This is a genomic window from Streptomyces sp. NPDC093510, from assembly GCF_040683555.1.
Classification (GTDB): Bacteria; Actinomycetota; Actinomycetes; order Streptomycetales; family Streptomycetaceae; genus Streptomyces.
The window spans coordinates 83865-102242 of sequence record NZ_JBFBEE010000021.1 but is presented as its reverse complement, the minus strand read 5'-3'; the positions used below and the strand labels follow the sequence as shown (position 1 = coordinate 102242).

The following is an 18378-nucleotide window of genomic DNA, read 5'->3' as shown; positions in this document are numbered from 1 at the left end:
ACGTGCACATCATCAACTTCTCGTTCGAGTGCGGCGGTTTCGACAACCGCCTGATGCGGGGCGGGCTCTCGCCGCTCGTCTGGAACCTGTCCCGGGAGTACGCCGCACGCGGCCACCGCGTGTCGGTGATCACCCCGGCCCACGGGCACCTCGACCGGCTCCGCGAGACGTACCCGATCGAGGAACTCGACTACCGCGCGGACCACGTCGTGCCGCTCGTCCTCGACCCCAAGGTGTGGCCGGGCCACCCCGCCGAGACCACCGTCGAACTGACCACGCGCGCCCACAGGCTCCGGCTGGACGGCGTGGACGTGTACTTCCTGTCCAACACCTACCTGGACCTGCTGCCCGACCGGCTCTACCCGCCCCCCGGCATGGAGGGCAGGGACCTGGCGCACTTCAAGCCGCTGGTGTTCCAGGTGGACGGGCTGCGCTTCCTGGAGTCGGACGTGATCGGCGGTGGCCCCGCGGTCGTCCACGGCTTCGAGCCGTACTACCACTACCTGCTGCCGCCGGTGCTCGCCGCCGACCCCCTGCGCCGGACGGTCAGCACGGTCGCCGCCAACGCGCCGGTCGGGCAGCAGATCTACCGGCCGCAGGTGGAGCGGCTGCTGGCGCTCTTCGGGGCGGAGGCGGACGTGGACCTCGACGCGCTCGACGGCCCGCTGCCCCCGGAGGACAGCGCGGTGGCGACGATGGCGCGGGCCCTCGCCGGGACGCGCATGCACCAGGAGAGCCGGCCCGACCACGTCGGCGTGTTCCCCCTGGTGGCCGCCCACGTGGACCTCGTCGACTTCGTGTCACCAGGACAGCGCGCCTACTACAGCACGTTCGAAGGCACCCCCTTCGAAGCGCTCTTCGCCACCCTGCCCGTCGCCCGCGAGCTCCGCTCGAACCCGCACAAGCTCCTGATGGGCGGCTGCGGTGTCGCGGACAGCTGGCTGCGGCGGGACCCGGCGGCGGTGGACCGTGCCGCGGTCCTGGGCGGCCTCGGCCTCGACCCCGCGCGTCCCGTCTTCTTCCACGCGGCGCGCTACGCGGTGCACCACAAAGGCCAGCTGGAGCTGGTACGCGCGATGGAGGACGTCCTCACCGACGACCCGGACGTCAGCTTCGTCATCCGCTGCTCGACGGGCGGAGGCGGCGAGTCGGCGTCGACCGTCGCGAACGCGTACTTCCAGGGCGTCGCCGACCGCCACCCCCACCAGGTGTACCTGGACTGGCGACTCGCCGGCGAGGACACCCTCTTCGAGCAGACCGCCTGCGCCGACTTCTGCGTCTACCCGTCCAAGTACGAACTGGACGGCTTCCTCATCGCCCAGGCCGAAGCCATGGCGTGCGGGGCGGTGCCGATCGCGACCGCCCAGCGCGTCACCAGCCACTTCGGGCACGCACGGCCGCTCTCCGACCCCGACGCCACCGGGTTCTCCGTGCGCGGTTCGTTCCGCGACGACGATCCGCTGCTCGCGCGCGAGCTGGCCGCGCGCATACGGGAGGCCGCGGCGCTCTTCCGGGACGACCCGGCGACGTACGCCCGCCTGTCCGCCAACTCCCGTCGGCTCGCCCGTCGTTTCACCTGGTCACGGAGTGCCGAGCTGCGCCTCGCGGCGTTCGGCGCGCTGCTGCGGGGCGAACGGGTCGCCTTCCCGCCCTCGGAGGCCATCACCTACGGCTGGTTCGACGCGCTGGACGACGCGGATGTCGCACGGCACGCCGAGCAGATCGCGCGCGCGGCGGCCGAACGGGGTGACGCGGCGGCCTACGCCCGGTGCGCCCCTCTGGACGGCCCCGCCCACGAACAGCTCTTCGAGGCCGCCCACGCCCGCGCGGACTTCGCACGCTGCGCGGAACTCGCCGCTCTCGCGGACCGCGCCGACTGGTCGGCACGCCTCGCCTCACGCTGCCGCCTCACCCCGCACCCCGGTGGCCCCGGTCGGCGAGTGGAATACACCCACGCCGGGGCGGAACGCGTGGACGTCGTCGTGGAGTCGACGGGCACGACGCGGCCCGACGCCCCACTGGAGTCCACCGCCGAGGCCGTCGCCTCGGACGAGGCGATACCCGTCGGGAACGGGGCCGAATTCCTGCCGCTGGAGCGCGGCCAGGACGGCGTGTTCCGCGGAGACCTGCCCGGACCGCCCGTCGGCGGTCGCGAACTGGTGGCCATGGTGACGTTGGGGTCGGGGCGGGTGGCTTGGGACGTGGTGGGGGGCGCTGGGGTGGTTTCGGTTTCGACCCCCCTCCCCCTCGCCGGGACGCCGACGACTCTCCCCTACCGGGTCGTCGCCACCGATCTCGACGGCACGCTGCTGCGCGGCGACCTGTCCGTGTCCGAGCGCACCCGCCGGGCCCTCGCCCTGGCCACCGGTGCGGGCGCGCACCATCTGGTCGTCACCGGGCGGCCCGCCGCCGCCTGTCGGGAGTTTCTCGCCGCGCTCGGGTACCGGGGCATCGCGGTGTGCGGGCAGGGCGCGCAGCTGTACGACGCGGGCGCGGACCGGCTCCTCGACTCCGCGCAGCTGGACCTGGAGCTGGCCCGTTCGGTGGTCGCACGGGTGGAGGACGCGCTCGGCACGGTGGAGCTCGGGGTCGTCACGGCGCCGCCCGAGAGCCGCTTCAAGGTGACGCCACGGTTCGGGGAGCGGGTCCGGCACGGGTGGGACGTGACGGCCGACCGTACGCGGCTGTGGTCCGGCCCCATCGACAAGCTGGTCCTGCACCACCCGGCGGTACCGGAGGACGAACTGGCCACGGTCGCGCGCACGTTGTGCGGCGACGAAGTGACCGTCGTGCACTCCGTGAAGGGCATGGTGGAGGTGCTGCCGCCCGGCGTCACGAAGGGCACCGGGGTCGCGCGGGCGGCACGGCTCCTGGGGTTCACCGGCGCGGACACGGTCGCCTTCGGCGACATGCCCAACGACGTTCCCCTCCTCGCCTGGGCGGGGCACGGCGTGGCCGTCGCCAACGCGCACCCGGAGCTGCGTGCCATGGCCGACGAGATCGCCCCGAGCAACGACGAGGACGGGGTCGCCACGGTCCTGGAACGTCTCTTCGCCCCGGCCCCGACCCCGACCCCGGCCCCGACCCCGACCTCAGCCCCGGCTCCGGTCCCGGTTCCGACCTCAGCCCCGGCTCCGGTCCCGACGCCGACCTCAGCCCCGACCCCGACCCCGACCCCGGCTCCGGCAACGGCCCCGGCTCCGGACACGGCTCCGGACACGGCTCCGGCCCCGGCAACGGCCCCAGCACCGGCCGCCCCGTCACGACAAGAGGCCCTCTCATGACGGGCGCAGCACTCGCCGAGCTGGCCCGCGCCCACGGAGTGGCCACCTCCTACGCCACCGACCGTGGCCACCGCGTCGACGTCGCCCCGGACACGCTCGTCGCCGTACTCGCGGCCTGCGGTGTGGACGCGGGCACGGAGCGGGCGGCGCGGGAAGCGCTGGAGACCCACCGGCACGAGCGGGCGGCGAGGCTGCTGCCGCCGTGCGTGGTGGTGCGGGTGGCGGGGGGCGCCGGGCCGGGCGGGCGGACCGCCGACCCGATCGGGCTCCGCCACCCCCGCTCCTCCGCCACCCCGCCCCTTGCCTTCCCCGAAGGCGCCTATGCCACGGTGCAGTTGGAGGACGGCGGCACCACACCCCTCCCCGACCTCCCTCCCGGCCACCACACCCTCCACATCCGCACGCCCGACGGACGACGGGCGGCCGCGCCGCTGCTCGCCGTGCCCGAGCGGCTGCCCGCCCCGGCGCAGCGCACCTGGGGCTTCCTCGTGCAGCTCTACTCCGTGCTCTCGCGCCGGTCCTGGGGCATGGGTGACCTCGGTGACCTGGCGGAGCTGGCCGCCTGGTCGGGGCGGGCGCTCGGGGCGGGGTTCGTGCAGCTCGGGCCGTTGCACGCCGTGGAACCGGGGCCGCTGCCCGACCCCTCCCCGTACCGGCCGAGCTCGCGCCGTTTCCCCGACCCGATGCACGTCCGCGTGGAGGCGGTGCCCGAGTACGCGTATCTCGACGCGACGGCACGCCCCGCCGTGGACCGTCTCGTCGCACGAGCCAGGCACCTCAACCGGCGGGCGCTGGACGGGAGTTCGCTCATCGACCGCGAGGCCGTGCGCGCGCTCAAGCGGGAGGCGCTGCGTGCCGTGTACGACGTCCCGCTGTCGCCGGGACGCGCCGCCGCCTTCGCCGCGTACACCGAGCGTGAGGGCCGGGGCCTCACCGACCACGCCACCTGGTGCGCGCTCGCGGACGTGCACGGCGGGGCCTGGCGTTCCTGGCCCGCCGAGCTGCGCGACCCCCGCTCCCCAGCCGTGGCGCGGGCCCGGGAGGAGCTCGCGGAGGCCGTGCGTCACCACCGGTGGCTCGCCTGGATCACGGATGAGCAGCTTGCGGCCGCTCAGGCGGCGGCGGTCGGCGCCGGGATGCCGGTGGGGCTCGTCCACGACCTGGCCGTCGGTGTCGCACCGGAGGGCGCCGACGCCTGGGCCCTGCGGCACTGTCTGGCCGCCGGCATGAGCGTGGGCGCGCCGCCGGACGACTTCAACCCGCGGGGCCAGGACTGGGGCCAGCCGCCCTGGCGGCCGGACGCGCTGGCCGCTGAGGGCTACCGGCCCTTCGCCGAGCTGGTCCGCGCGAACCTGCGGCACGCGGGAGCGCTCCGGGTCGACCACGTGATGGGGCTTTCCCGGCTGTGGTGGGTGCCCGAGGGGCGCCCGCCGACGGAGGGCACGTACGTCGGGTACGACCGGGAGGCCATGCTCGGGGTCCTCGCCCTGGAGGCGTACCGGGCGGGTGCGGGCGTGATCGGCGAGGATCTCGGCACCGTCGAGGACGGCATGCACGAGGAGCTCGCCGCGCGCGGCATGCTCGGCACCTCCGTGCAGCGCTTCGAATACCTGGGCGGCTCCACGGGACGGCGCGGGCCGCTGCCGCCCGACCAGTGGCGGGCAGACTGTCTGGCCACGCTCACGACCCACGATCTGCCCACGACGGCGGCCTGGCTCTCCGGCGAGCACGTGGACCTGCGGGCGCGGCTGGGTCTGCTGACCCGGCCGGGGGCCGAGGAGAAGGCCGCGGCGGCCGTCGAGCGCGACGGCTGGCTCGCCGAGCTGGCCCGGCTGGGGCTGCTGCCCGACCCGGACGGCGAGGTCGCCGCCCTGCACCGGTTCCTGCGGCTCACGCCGGCCCGGATGCTCGGCGTGTGGCTGCCGGACGCGACGGGTGACCGTCGTCCGCAGAATCTGCCGGGCACCGCGACGGTGCACCCCAACTGGCGGTTGCCGGTGGCGGACGGGCAGGGCCGTCCGGTCCCGCTGGAGGAGCTGCCCGACTCCGCGCTGCTGCGGACGCTCGCGGGCGTCTTCGCGGACCTGGCGGACCCGCACGATCCGGGACCGCACCCAGGCCCACACCCGGCACGCCCAGGCCCGCACCCGGCACACCCGGGCACCCACCCGGCACGCCCGGGGCCACCCCCCACACCGCACGACACCACAGAGAACGAGACCGAGGAGAGACATGGCAGGCCAGGTTCTTGCTGAGGCCGAGGGGGTCCGCGAGGACTCCGGGGGCTTCGACCTGCTCGCACCGGACGGCACCGGCTACCGCGTCGACGTCACAGGCGGGGTCTTCTCCCCGGACAATCCGCTGCTCGCCGAGTACGTGGCGGGCCGCCGCGTGGTGGCCTTCCTCGGCCCCACGGTGGACCGGATCTACGGGGAACAGCTGCGCGCATACCTCAAGGCCCGACTTGAACCGGGCAGTTGGAGCGTGCACACCATCGCGACCGGCGAACGCAACAAGTCGCTCACATCGGTCGAGGAGGTCTGCGCGACGGCCAAGGCGGCGGGCCTCGACCGGCACGGCGTGATGCTCGCGGTGGGCGGCGGCATCGTCGCGGACATCGTGGGCTTCGCCGCGTCCATGTACGCCCGCGGCATCCGCTACATCAAGGTCAACACCAGCCTGGTGGGCCAGGTCGACGTCGGCGTCGGCGTCAAGACCGGCGTCAACGCCCTGCACACGAAGAACATGTTCGGCGCCTACCACCCCGCCCACGCCTCCCTCAACGACCCGGCGCTCCTCGACACCCTGCCCGCGCGCGAGATCCGCTGCGGCCTCGCCGAGATCGTGAAGATGGCGGTGATCCTGGACGGCGAGCTGTTCCGCACCCTGGAGCGGCACCCGGACGCCTTCCTGCGCGCCGGAGCGGGCGGCGGCGATGTGGAGACGTACATCATCCGCACCTCCATGCGGCTCATGATGGAGGAGCTGTGCCCGAACCTGCGCGAGCACGACCTCGCCCGGCTCGTCGACTTCGGCCACACCTTCAGCCCGGTGATCGAGACGGCGGGCGGTCACCGGCTGGCCCACGGCGAGGCCGTCGCCGTCGACATGGCCCTCTCCGCGCACCTCGCACGCCTCCTCGGCCTCACCGACGCGGAGACCTGCGAGCGGATCGTGACCCTGCTCGAACGGATCGGCCTTCCGGTGTACGACGCCGCGACCTGCACGCCCGAGCTGATGACGCAGGCCCTGCGCGCGTCCTGGCAGCGCCGGGGCCGCAAGCTGCACCTGGTCGTGCCGACGGCGCTCGGCAAGGCGGCCTTCGTCGACGAGCTGGAGCACCTTCCGGCGGACACACTGCGGGCGGCCCTGGACGCCCTGGCGGCGCGTGCCGTACGGACGGGGCGCCACGATGACTGAGGACACCCGGGAGGGGGTCGAGGACACCGTGACGGCGAAGGCACCGGCCGACGTCGTCAACGTACGCGATCTGCTGAGCGCCAAAGCGCACGACCACGGCGGCCTCGGCACGATCCTCGCCCACCGCGCCTTCGCCCGCGAAGTGGGCTCGTCCGGCGCCGAGTTCATCGACCTGGCCGTCCTGCCGCCCGGCACGTCCATCGGCCGGCACCGGCACGGCGCGGACCGTGAGACGTACATCGTCCTCTCCGGGAGCGGGCTGATGTTCCGCGACGGCGAGGAGTTCCGGGTGGGGCCGGGGGACGTCGTCGTCAACCGCCCGTACGGCGAGCACGGTCTGCTCAACGACTCCGACGCCACCGATCTGCACCTGCTGGTCTTCGAGCACGTTCTGCGCGACCTGCGGGTGCCGCGGGGCGAGGAGACCCCGCCCGACGAGGAGACAGCGCGTGACCACGACGGCTGCTGATCACGACCGCCCCTTCACCGTCCTCGACGTGGGCGGAACCACCCTGCGGGTGGGGAGTTACGCACCCGCCTCCGGCCTGCTCTCGCGGGTGCGGCGCGTCCCCGTCGAGGGCAAGGCCCTCCACCCCGGCGACGCCGTGCCCGTACTGCAGGAACGGGTGGTCGAGCAGATCGTGCGCGAGGTCGACCGGCACGGGGCCGGTGCGGTGCCGCGCGCGGTCGGGGTCGCGTTCGCCGGTCCGGTCACCGCGGATGGGCTCGTCGTGGCCGCGCCGACGGTGTGGGGACGGCGCGGCGAACCGCTGCCCCTGGGCGCGCTGTTGAGCGAGCGGATCAGCGCGCCCGTCACCGTCGTCAACGACCTGACGGCGGCCGCCTGGCGGTACGCGGCCACGGAGACCGAGCCGTTCTGCCTCCTCACCGTCAGTTCCGGCATCGGCAACAAGGTCTTCCGCGGCGGCGACGTGCTCGTGGACGCCGGGGGCCATGGCGGTGAACTCGGCCACTGGGTCTGCGATCCGGCGCCCGACGCGCCGCTGTGCGACTGCGGCGGGCGCGGGCACCTCGGTGCCGTCGCGTCCGGGCGCGGGGTGCTCGCGGCGGCCCGGCGAGCGGCGGCCGCCGACCCGGCCGGCTTCGCCGCGTCCCGGCTCGCCGCGCTCTGCGGGGGCCACCCCGACGCGATCGGCAACCCTGCCCTGGCCAAGGCGGTCGGCGAGGGCGATCCGTTCGCCACCGGGGTGCTCCGTGGCACGCTCGTCCCGCTCGCGCAGGCGGTCTCGGCGGTCTTCACCTCGATCGGTGTCTGCCGCTTCATCCTCATGGGAGGCTTCGCGCTGGCGGTCGGCGAGCGCTATCGGGCGCTGCTGGTCGAGGAGCTGGTGCGCCAGGGCTGCTTCGGACTCACCGCGGACCGCGTCGACGCCCTGGTGTCCCTCGGTGCCCCCGACGACGACCACGGCCTGCTCGGCGTCGGCCGCCTCCTGACGACCCGGACCACCGCCACGGACGAGCGGCGCACGGCCACGTACGGGAGGGCCGCCCGATGAACCCGACGAACCCGAAGAACCTCATGAGCCCCATGAGCCCCGTGACAGGAGACCGCACCCTCATCGTCGGCAGCGGCTTCGTCGGGACGGGTGTCGCCCGTCGGCTCGCGCGGGCCGGTGACGCCGTCACCCTCGTCTCGCGCAGTCGTCCCGACCGGCCTCCCGAGGAGTTCGGCGCGCGCTGGTGCGCGCTCGACGCCACCGACGGCGAGGCGTGCGGACGTCTCGTGGCGCGGCTGCGGCCGGAGCGGATCGTCCTGGTGCACGGCCCCTCCGATGTCACCTGGTGCGAGGAGCACCCCGAGGAGGCGGGCGCGGCGCACGCCGCCGTCGCTGCCAACTTCGCCTCGCTGAGCGGAACTTCACGCCTCGTCATGATCTCCACGGACAATGTCTTCGACGGTCACGCGCGGCACAACACGGAACACACCCCCGCCTCCCCCGCCAACGCCTACGGCCGTGCCAAGCTGCACGCCGAACAGCTGCTCCTGGACCGGGCCGCGCGGGCGGTCTGCCTGCGGGTCAGCCTGGTCTACGGCCATGAGCCCGCCGACGCGGGCAAGTGGCTCAACTTCTTCGCCGCCTGCGCCCACCGGCTGACCGCCGGAGAACACGTCGAGGCGCCCGACGACCACTGGACCACCCCGGTCCACGTGGACGACGTGGCCGAGGTCGTGGCCGCGCTCCTCGCCGGTGCCGACCCGCTCCCGCCGGTCCTGCACCTGGGCGGCCCGGACCGTGTGACGCGCGCCGAGTGGGCCACGGTGATCGCCGGGGCCCTGGACGCCCGGCCCGGCCTGGTCCTGCCGGTGCCGAAGGCCCGCAGCCGTTACGCGTCGCGTCCCGACAACGCCTGCCTGGTCAGCGAGTTGCTGCCGGACCTCCCGGCCACACGCGCCGTCTCCGTACGCGGGGTACGGGACGGCGCGCGCGACCTGGCCGCCGCGTTCCGACGCTAGGGCCTAGCGGCCCCTCGGGGCCGGCGAAACCTCCCGGCCCCTCCCAGGAGCCTCGGCCCGCACGCTCGTGGCCCCCAGCAGCGCACCGTCCGTGGCGCGCTGGGTGGCCAGGAGCTGTCGGGCGCGCCGGGCCTCGGGGATGCGGTGACGGTCGCGGGGGTCGACGGTGAAGACCGCCGTCCCGTCCCCGGCCGCCCCGTTCTTCACGGGGTCGAGCCGCAGCCAGTGCCCCTCGTCCGACAGCGCGCCGTCCTTCAGGGTGATGCCGCCCTCGGGCGCGTAGACCAGCTGCCGGCCGGCGACGCCCGCGCCACCCGACGGCCAGGCGACGGTGTCCTCGTCCACCCAGCGGGCCCTGGCCGCGGACAGGTCGAGGCCGAGCGAGCCGCCGACCGCGGGCGTCAGGTACGACGGCTCGCCCGCCACCCGCCAGATCTCGTGCCCGTACAGCTTGACGTCGAGCGACTCGTCGCCCGCCACGTCCTTCTCCTCCTTCTTGTGCAGGACGTAACTCAGGCTCCCCGCGCCCGGGTTCAGCTCCACCTCGAAGACGGCGCCGAAGGCGTCGGTCCGTACCGGCCGCACCGGCACGTCCCAGTCCGACTGCCGTGCGGCACCGTCCCACACGTGCAGGCCCCAGCCGGTGTAGTCGCCGTCGGGACGGTGGTAGTGGATGACCGCCCTGGCGCCGTCCCGGGGCGGTTCGGTGACCGCGTCCTCGGGCCGCTGCTCGCTCTGGTCCTGCTCCCCCGTCCTGACCCAGACCTCGCCGGTGCGGCTCAGGTCGACGGTGCGTTCGGGGCCGTCGGCGGTGCCGTTCTTCTCGACGGTGTACGCGACCTTGCCGGCGCTCCCGTCCGTCTTCACCCACGCGAAGGCACCGAAGGCGTCGCGCCCGGCGAAGGCGGCCTCCCGGCCGTTCCCGGTCTTCAGCCGCCAGCCGTCGTAGTCGCCGTCGGGCCGCTGATAGTGGACTACGGCGTAGGGCCGCCGGACGGTGGGCGCGGCGGGCGGCGGGGTGCGGCCCGCGCGGCCGGCGGCGAGAGCGCTCGCGGTACGCCCCGCACTGTCCACGACCACCGCCTTGTAGCGCAGCCGAGTACCCTCGGGCACCTCGGGGCCGAGTTCCTGCGTGACCTTGTAGGGGGCGTGGTCGGCGGAACCGAGCACCTTCCAGGGGCGGTTGCCCACCTGGGCGGCGAAGACGACTCGGTCGAGTCTGCCACCGCCGCCGTCGACGTCGGCGGAGAGTTCCACGGTGCCGGTGGCGCCGTCCCCGGGCGCGTGCAGCTCGACGGTGGGGCGCGAACTCGGCGCGGGGAGCGGCGTGTTGGCCTTCAGCACCAGGGAGGACAGCGGCGGCACGGTCACGGTGGCTCTGCTGTCGGCGCCGCTGCGCACCACGTGGCCACCCGCGCCTCCGTACAGGCGGGTGTAGGCCTTCCGTGCCGCTCCCGTCGGGATCTCCACGGTCTCCGGCCGGGACGTGTTGTTGTGGGCGACGACGTACTCGACGCGCGTACGCGGGTCGGTGCGCGAGTAGGCGTAGACCCCCGGTCCTTCCGCCGGGCCCGCGAGGCGCTCGGTGAAGACTCCGTCGCGCAGCGCCGGATGCTTCTTGGTGAGTTTCGAGAGGCGGGCGACGGCACGGTAGAGGGGGTGGCGGGTGTCGTACGCGTCGTCGGCGTGGGTGCGGTCCGTGCCGAGCTGGTCGTCCTCCAGGTACGCCTTCGCGCCGGTGGCGAACATCGGCTGGCGGGCGTCGTTGTCGCCGCCCTCGCCGGTGAAGCCCTGCTCGTCGCCCGCGTACACGACGGGGTTGCCGCGGCCGAGGAACATCAGCTCGTGGGCGAGCCGGTCGCGCCGCAGCAGCTCCGCCTCCTCCGCGCCGGGGTTGTCGCGGGTGAGGAAACCGCCGATGCGCCCCATGTCGTGGCTGCCGAGGAAGGTGACCTGCTCGTAGGCGTTGGCGGTGCCGGTGGTGTAGCGGTAGTCCTGGGCGAGGACCTTCGACAGGTCGCGGGGCGAGCCGTCGCGCGATGCGTAGTTGCGGGTGACGGCCTGGAGGGGGAAGTCGAGGGTGGAGTCGAGGCCGCCCTTCGTGACGTACGGGGCGGTGATGGCCGCGTCCGCCGAGTACGCCTCGGCGAAGATGAGGAAGTCCTTCTTGCCGCGTTCGGCCGCGTAGGCGTCGAGCGCGCCCGCCCACCGGGTCCAGAAGTCCATGTCGACGTTCTTGGCCGTGTCGACGCGGAAACCGTCGACGCCGTAGTCCCGCACCCACCGTTCGTAGATGCGCTTCATGCCCTCGACGACCTCCGGCCGCTCGGTCCACAGGTCGTCGTTGCCCATGAAGTCGCCGTTCAGGCCGCTCTCCCCGGCGAAGGTGGACTCGCCGCGGTTGTGATACATCGTCGGGTCGTTGAGCCAGGCCGGTGTCTTGGCGTCGCGATCGGCGGCGGCCGTGCGCGGGGTGTACGGGAAGCTGTCGGCGTTCACGGGGCGCGGGCCCGCGGCGTCGTCGAAGGGGCGCCCCTCGGTGTCCAGGTAGGGGTGTGAGCCCTTGGACCGGTAGCCGTACTCGTTCTCCGCGTAGTGCACGGTGTCGGCGGTGTGGTTGGTGAGGACGTCGAAGAAGACCTTCATGCCCTTGCGGTGGGCCCGGTCGATGAAGGCGGCCAGTTCCTTGTCGGTGCCGAAGTGCGGGTCGACGCGCGTGAAGTCGGTGATGGCGTAGCCGTGGTAGTTGGCGACTCCGCGGCCGCCGCGCTCCTGAACCGGTTTGTTCTTGAACACCGGCGTCAGCCAGATCGCGGTGGTGCCGAGGCCCTTGATGTAGTCGAGCCGGTCGCTGAGCCCCTTGAGGTCGCCGCCCGAGAAGAAGGCCGGGTCCGAGGGGTCGAAGCCGGTGGTGTCACGGCCTCCGGTGAGCCCGCCGCGGTCGTTGCCCCGGTCGCCGTTGGCGAACCGGTCGGGCATCACGAGGTAGAACTGCTCGCGGGTCAGGTCGTGCCGGGCGGGCTCCGCGGCGAGCGCGGCATCGGAGGGCGGCGGGGGTGCGGCGGTGGCCGCCGCCCGGTGCTGGCTCGCGGGCAGGAGCCCGGCGAGCAGCGCGATGGGCAGGACGCCGACCGTTCTTAAGCGGCCGAAGCGGCCCGAGCAGCCGGGTCGTGCGGGACGGGACACAGTTCCTCACTCCTTCGTCGTCGGGGCATTCGTCGTGTTGGCATTCGCCCTCCGGACGTTCGTCGTCCGGACAGCACGGCGGCCCGGCGTGTGCGCACACGCCGGGCCGCCGGATTCGGGTTACGGGTAATCAGTTGGCGGCACCCGCACAGCTCTTGGCGCCGACGTGGACGGCGACCGCGCTCTTGGCGGCGACGGTGACAGCGAGCCGGCCGCCGTCGTCGACGGTCACGGGCTTGCCGGACTGCACGTCGCAGTACTCGCCCGCGGGCAGCGACGTCTTGAAGGTCTCCTTCAGTTCGCCGTCGCCCGCGTTGATAGCGACGAAGGCCTTGTCGCCGCGGCCGAAGGCGATGCCGCTGCCGCCGTTGTCCCACCAGTCGGTGAGCGCGGCGTCCCCGGCGGAGTTGCGGAACGCGACCATGCTCGCGATCTGCCGCTGCGCGTGCTGGCACACCCACGCCTCGCCTGAGCAGTCGGCCTTGCTGTTGTCGGGCGGGCCGTCGTCCTTGCTGTTGAACGCGTACCCGGAGTGGACGTCCGGGGAGCCGTACGGGAAGGCCAGCATGAAGACGTGCGCCAGGGTGGAGGTGGCGCCCTGCTTGTAGGTGAGGACGTTGCCCTGCCGCTCGGTGTCGTGGTTCGCGACGAAGACGCCCACGGACTCCGACGGCAGCTTGCCGTCGGCGATGTTCTTCAGACCGGCCAGGCCGCCGCTCTCGAAGGCTCCCTTGAGCCCGTACGCGTAGGTGAACTCCTGGACGTCACCGGTGCCGGTGTACTCGCCGGGCTGGACCTCCTCGCCGGGCCCGGGCAGCGTCTCCTGCTTCCAGTACACGTCCGGGTCGGTCAGCTGCGACTTGATCGCCTTCAGGTCGTTCTCGGGCATGTGCTTGGCCGCGTCGACGCGGAAGCCGTCGACTCCGAGGTGGAGGAGGTCGTTCATGTACCCGGCGATGGTCTTGCGGACGTGTTCCTCGCCGGTGTCCAGGTCGGCGAGGCCGCCGAGTTCACAGTTCTGGCTCTCCTCCCGCTTGGTGTAGTCCTGGATCTCCTTCTTGCAGCTGTCCATGTCGGCGTCCCCGTAGGTGCCGGGGTAGTCGTACTTGGTGAACCGCGTGCCGCCCGAGCCTGTGCCCTGGGCGTTGGTCATGTGGTTGATGACCGTGTCGGCGATCACCTTGACGCCCGCGTCGTGACAGGTGTCCACCATGCTCTTGAACGACGCGCGGTCGCCGAGCCGGGAGGCGATCTTGTAGCTGACCGGCTGGTAGGCGGTCCACCACGACGGTCCGTCCAGACGCTCCTGTGGGGGTGAGGTCTGGACGTATCCGTACCCGGCCGGGCCGAGCGTGTCCGTGCACGCCTTCGCGACGGAGTCGAAGCTCCACTCGAACATCACGGCGGTGACGTCCTTGGTGGCGCCCTCCGCGGTGGCGGCCGTCGCGCAGAGACTGCCTGCCGCGCCTGCCGCGAGTGCGGCACCCATGACGGCGATCCTGCGGGGTCTCGATATACGGCCGTGCATCGAAAGCCTCCTACGTGGGGGGATGTTGGCGGCGATGTTGGCGGCAATGAAAAGGTTTCCGCTTGCTTGCAGAAACTTGTTGCAGACGGGACCCTAGGAGCCGCCTGTTGAAGGGTCAACCCCCCGTGCACCACGGTTCACACGGCCCGGCGAGGTCCGGACTCCGGTGCCGAGGTCAAGACCTCGGCCCCGAGGACGGCCCGCCGCGCCGCCGCGGCCAGCTCGCGCCGGTCGGCGCCCCACAGCGGGGCGTACGCCACGACCCGCACGCCGAGGTCACGGGCGCTCGCGACCCGCCGCAGCGAAGTGGTGAAGTCCTCCGCTCCGAGGAAGGCGGCAGCGGTGCTGGGCACACCGCCCTGGCGGTACTCGACCGTCACGGGCCGGACGGGAGCGCCCGCGTCGGCCGCGGCCTGGAACGCGGCCCTGCGGAAACGGCCGCCCGACACCGAGCACCAGGTGGTCGCCTGGGGAAAGACGAGGACCGACACGCCACCCCGGAGCACCTCCGCCAACTCCCCCACCACGCCCGGCAGTTCCCGAGGGCTGCCATCCCGGTCGATGAACCGCGTACCGGCGCGCCGGGCCAGCGCTCCGATCACCGGCCACTGGCCCACCTCCCGCTTGGCGAGTACGCGCACCGGCTCGACGGCGAGCAGGGCGATGACGTCGAGCCACGAGATGTGATTGGCGACGACCAGAGTTCCGGGGCCGCCGACACCTCCGGCGCCCCCGACGCCTTCGCCGCCCCCGGCGCCTCCGGTGCACCCGGCGCCTCCGGACACGCTCAGCCCCTCGCCGCCCGCCACCTCCAGACGCACCCCGAGCGCGCCGAGCACCGCGCGTGCCTCGGCCCGCAGGATCGGAGGAACGGCGAGCCGGTCGCCGCGGGCCACGGCCCGGGTCAGGGCGTACGTCAACGCGGCGTACCTGCGCGCCAGTTCACCCAGAGGCACGCGCGGGTCCGGGTCGGCGGCGCAGCTCGCCGGGCAGCCGCGGTCGACCGTCCACGGGGTCATTGCGCGTCCTCGCCGAGGAAGTAGCGGCGATGGCGCGAGCTGAGCCGCTCCATGTCGAGCAGCACGAAGAAGTCCGCGACGTCGAACTCCGGATCGTGGGCGGGCGCTCCGCACACCCACGCCCCGAGGCGGAGGTAGCCGCGCAGCAGGGGCGGCAGGTCGGCGTGGACCGGGCGGCCCGGGACTGGTCCTTCGGGATTCCAGGGGCGCCGGGGGTGCACCCGCAGCTCGGGCGGCGCCGCGTGCTTGGCCGTCCCCAGCAGCCAGGCGCTGGACGCCGCCCGGCCGCCGTCCGCCAGCGGCACGGAGGCGCAGCCCGCCAGGTACCGGCACCCGGAGAGCAGGACGTAGCGGGCGAGAGCGGACCACATCAGGTTGATCACGGCACCGGTGCGGTGGCCGGGGTCGACGCAGGAGCGGCCCGCCTCGACGGTGGACGACCGCAGACCGTCGAGCGCGCGGAGGTCGAACTCCCCGTCGGAGTAGGACCGTTCGGCACGCCCCGGCGGCAGCAGCCGGTACGTCCCGACCACCTCGCCGGTCGAGGTGTCGGTGACGATCAGGTGGTCGGCGAGGTCGTCGAATGCGTCGATGTCGTGGTTGGGCAGAGGCGTGTCGAGAACCGCGCCCATCTCCTCGGCGAAGACCCGGTGACGCAGCCGCTGGGCGGCCCTGATCTGTTCGGTGGTGTCCGCGACGGAGGTGACGTACGAGGTGGCCGGGGTGAGCGGTGCGGAGGGAGTGAGCGGTGTCAGTGGTGTCGAGGGCATGACAGTTCCGTTTCTCGGGCGAGGGGACGAGAGGGGGACGAGACGGGATGCCGGGCACAGGAGGGCCGAAGGGAGAGGGGAAGGGAGCGGGGGGAAGGGGGCGGGGGAGGAGAGGGGCGGGGAGGAATGGAGAGGGAGATGGGGAGGGAGGGGGGGAAGAACACGGCGCCGCGCCGAACCGCACGCCACCGCCCCCACCCAGCACGGTGACGCCGCCGGCTGAACTGCGCCCTTCAGCCGCGCATCGGCCCGCCGTCCGGCGCGCGTCGGGAACGGGACCGGCCCCTCACGAAACACACGGCACGCGTTCCGGGAGCCCCGCCCGGCGCGCTCCACCCCGCCCCGCCCCGCCTCATCCCATCGTTGACGCCCTCACCATTTGGCCGTACAAACTCCGCATGCCCCCTCCCCACACCCCTCCCCTCCCCCTCGAAGGCATCACCGTCGTCAGCCTGGAGCAGGCCGTCGCCGCGCCGTTCGCCACCCGCCAGCTCGCCGATCTCGGGGCCCGGGTCATCAAGGTCGAACGCCCCGACGGCGGTGACTTCGCGCGGCGCTACGACACCACCGTGCGCGGCCAGGCCAGCTACTTCGTGTGGCTCAACCGGTCCAAGGAGTCGCTCACCCTCGACCTCAAGTCGGAGCAGGGCCGCGAGATCCTGGAGGAGCTGCTCGCGGGGGCCGACGTGTTCGTGCAGAACCTCGCGCCGGGCGCCGCCGCCCGCATGGGCCTCGGCGCGAAGGAGCTGCAGGACCGCCATCCGGGACTGATCCCGTGCACGGTCAGCGGCTACGGCATGGACGGGCCGTGGGCCGACCGCAAGGCGTACGACCTGCTCGTGCAGTGCCAGACCGGGCTGCTCCAGCTCACCGGCACACCGGACGAGACCGCCCGCGTGGGCATTTCCGTCGCCGACATCGCGGGCGGCATGTACGCGTACAGCGGCATCCTGTCGGCGCTGTACACGCGGGCGACCACGGGGCGCGCGCCGACCGTCGAGGTGTCCCTCTTCGACGCGCTCGCCGAGTGGATGAGCCAGCCCGCGTACTACACACGCTATGGCGGCACCCAGCCTCCCCGCGTCGGGGCCCGCCACGCGACGGTCGCTCCGTACGGCCCGTTCACCGCGTCCGACGGCAAGGACGTGCTGCTCTCGGTGCAGAACGAGCGCGAGTGGGCCGCCCTGTGCCGCGAGTTTCTCGGGCGGCCCGAGCTGACCGACGATCCACGCTTCGCCACCGGGTCCGCCCGCGTGGCGCACCGCGACGCCCTCGACGCGATCATCTCCGTACGCTTCTCGGAGCTCGGCAGCGACGAGGCGATGGAGCTGCTCGGCCGTACGGGCATCGCCCATGCCGGGGTCAACTCGGTCCATGAGTTCCTCGCCCACCCGGTGCTCGCCGAGCGCGACCGCTGGCGGGACATCCAGGTGCCGGGCACGTCCGAGCCCGTACAGGCCCTGCTGCCGCCTGCCACCCTCTCCGGGGTCGTCCCGCGCATGGACCCGGTGCCGGAGGCGGGCGAGCACACCGCCGCGATCCTCGCCGAGCTGGGCCGTGGTCCGCGGGAGTGACAGTGCCTACGCACGGCTCGCCCGCGGGCTGCGCGAGGCGGTTCCGCGGGGCGACTTCCCCGAAGGGGTGCGGCTGCCCACGGAGGCCGAGTTGGCCGTGGCGCACGGGGTCGGCCGGCAGACCGTGCGGCACGCATTCCAGGAACTCGTGGCGGACGGTCCGGTGGTCCGGACGCCGGGGCGCGGCACGTTCACCGCGCCCCGACTCGGCGCTCGCTCACGGCAGTTCGGCTCGGCCGAGGATCTGTTGGCTCTGCCGCGCGACGTCGGTGAACTACTCGTCGGTGTCCCGGAGTTGACGGCAGCGGACGCCGACTTCGGGTCGACGGTCATCGCTCTGCTCGACGGGCGGCTCCCGCGGCCCGTCGCGGAGGCCCGGCAGAGCGTCACCGTCGCCGTCGCGGACCCCGGCACGGCCGCGCGTCTCGGCTGCCGGCCGTCACATCCGCTGCTGCGGGTCGACCGGCTGTACGCGACGGCGGGCGGTCGTCCCGCCGAGCTCGCGGTCAGCGACTTCCGCGCTGACGGTCAGCCGTCGACAGCGACGCCGAGCCCTTCGAGCACGACCGCGCCCGGCAGCCCGGCGAACACCTTGCCCGGCACGATGAGCTTGCCGCGCCGGCTGCCGCTGCCCACCAGGACGTACGGCAGGTCGGCGACGGCGGCGTCGACCAGCACCGGCCACCCGGCGGGCAACCCGATCGGCGTGATGCCGCCGTACTCCATGCCGGTCTCCCCCGTGGCCGTGTCCATCGGCGCGAACGAGGCCTTGCGTGCGCCGAGTTGGCGGCGCACGGCTCCGTTCACGTCGACGCGCGTCCCCGACAGGACGACGCACGCGGCGAGCGTCGTCTCGCCCCCGCGCTTGCCCGCCACGACAACACAGTTGGCGGACTGGGCGAGCAGTTCGGGGCCGTAGTGCTCCAGGAACGTGGCGGTGTCGGCCCAGCGCGGGTCGGTGTCGACATGGATCAGCTCATCGGCCGGAACGGGGCCGCTCCAGTCGCGTACGGCGTCCGCGACGGGCGGCACGAGCAGGTCGAGGGCTTCGGGTGCGGGGCTGACGACATCGAATTCACCAAGAGGAGCGCGCATGGACGCACGCTAACAGCGCCGACGCG

10 protein-coding genes and 3 pseudogenes are annotated in these 18378 nt (G+C 73.4%); 8 read left to right on the top strand and 5 right to left on the bottom strand.

All coding sequences use genetic code 11. From position 1 onward, the window contains the following. Positions 1-2: 2 nt before the first annotated feature. From AB0N81_RS30260 to AB0N81_RS30235, 6 genes are read left to right on the top strand one after another with little or no spacing between them, the layout of a single operon-like run. A complete protein-coding gene (locus AB0N81_RS30260; RefSeq protein WP_365363850.1) occupies positions 3-3284 on the top strand; it encodes a Cof-type HAD-IIB family hydrolase in 3282 nt (1093 codons plus the stop codon). Further along, positions 3281-5539 (top strand): 4-alpha-glucanotransferase, encoded by a 2259-nt coding sequence (gene malQ, locus AB0N81_RS30255; RefSeq protein ID WP_365363848.1) that lies wholly within the window; start codon positions 3281-3283, stop codon positions 5537-5539. Before AB0N81_RS30260 ends, malQ begins: the two co-directional genes overlap by 4 nt. After that, a complete protein-coding gene (locus tag AB0N81_RS30250; protein WP_365363846.1) occupies positions 5517-6704 on the top strand; it encodes a sedoheptulose 7-phosphate cyclase in 1188 nt (395 codons plus the stop codon). The genes malQ and AB0N81_RS30250 overlap by 23 nt, the downstream gene beginning before the upstream one ends. Then, entirely contained in the window at positions 6697-7173 is a 477-nt protein-coding gene (locus AB0N81_RS30245; protein WP_365363844.1) for a cupin domain-containing protein, read from the top strand. The genes AB0N81_RS30250 and AB0N81_RS30245 overlap by 8 nt, the downstream gene beginning before the upstream one ends. Further along, positions 7154-8221: an ROK family protein gene (locus AB0N81_RS30240; RefSeq protein WP_365363842.1), complete on the top strand. Its 1068-nt coding sequence runs from the start codon at positions 7154-7156 to the stop codon at positions 8219-8221. Before AB0N81_RS30245 ends, AB0N81_RS30240 begins: the two co-directional genes overlap by 20 nt. After that, positions 8218-9180, top strand: a complete 963-nt coding sequence (locus AB0N81_RS30235) for a sugar nucleotide-binding protein (RefSeq protein ID WP_365363841.1) — start codon at positions 8218-8220, stop codon at positions 9178-9180. Before AB0N81_RS30240 ends, AB0N81_RS30235 begins: the two co-directional genes overlap by 4 nt. Before the next feature lie 57 nt (positions 9181-9237). On the opposite strand, the pseudogene AB0N81_RS30230 reads toward AB0N81_RS30235, so the two are convergent. From AB0N81_RS30230 to AB0N81_RS30215, 4 genes and pseudogenes are all read right to left on the bottom strand, one after another. After that, positions 9238-12303: pseudogene (locus tag AB0N81_RS30230) on the bottom strand (alpha-amylase family glycosyl hydrolase); the annotation flags it as partial. A gap of 205 nt (positions 12304-12508) precedes the next feature. Next, positions 12509-13894: pseudogene (locus AB0N81_RS30225) on the bottom strand (alpha-amylase family protein); the annotation flags it as partial. Between the two features lie 137 nt (positions 13895-14031). Continuing rightward, positions 14032-14913, bottom strand: a complete 882-nt coding sequence (locus tag AB0N81_RS30220; protein ID WP_365363840.1) for a lysophospholipid acyltransferase family protein — start codon at positions 14911-14913, stop codon at positions 14032-14034. Continuing rightward, positions 14910-15683, bottom strand: a complete 774-nt coding sequence (locus AB0N81_RS30215) for a GNAT family N-acyltransferase (protein ID WP_365363838.1) — start codon at positions 15681-15683, stop codon at positions 14910-14912. The genes AB0N81_RS30220 and AB0N81_RS30215 overlap by 4 nt, the downstream gene beginning before the upstream one ends. Positions 15684-16081: 398 nt before the next feature. On the opposite strand from AB0N81_RS30215, the gene AB0N81_RS30210 reads away from it, so the two are divergent. Both AB0N81_RS30210 and AB0N81_RS30205 read left to right on the top strand, forming a co-directional pair. Continuing rightward, entirely contained in the window at positions 16082-17257 is a 1176-nt protein-coding gene (locus tag AB0N81_RS30210) for a CaiB/BaiF CoA-transferase family protein (RefSeq protein ID WP_365363836.1), read from the top strand. Continuing rightward, positions 17241-17771: pseudogene (locus tag AB0N81_RS30205) on the top strand (GntR family transcriptional regulator); the annotation flags it as partial. The gene AB0N81_RS30210 and the pseudogene AB0N81_RS30205, both read left to right, overlap by 17 nt. A gap of 14 nt (positions 17772-17785) precedes the next feature. On the opposite strand, the gene AB0N81_RS30200 reads toward AB0N81_RS30205, so the two are convergent. Continuing rightward, positions 17786-18352, bottom strand: a complete 567-nt coding sequence (locus AB0N81_RS30200) for a YbaK/EbsC family protein (RefSeq protein ID WP_365363834.1) — start codon at positions 18350-18352, stop codon at positions 17786-17788. Between the last annotated feature and the right edge of the window lie 26 nt (positions 18353-18378).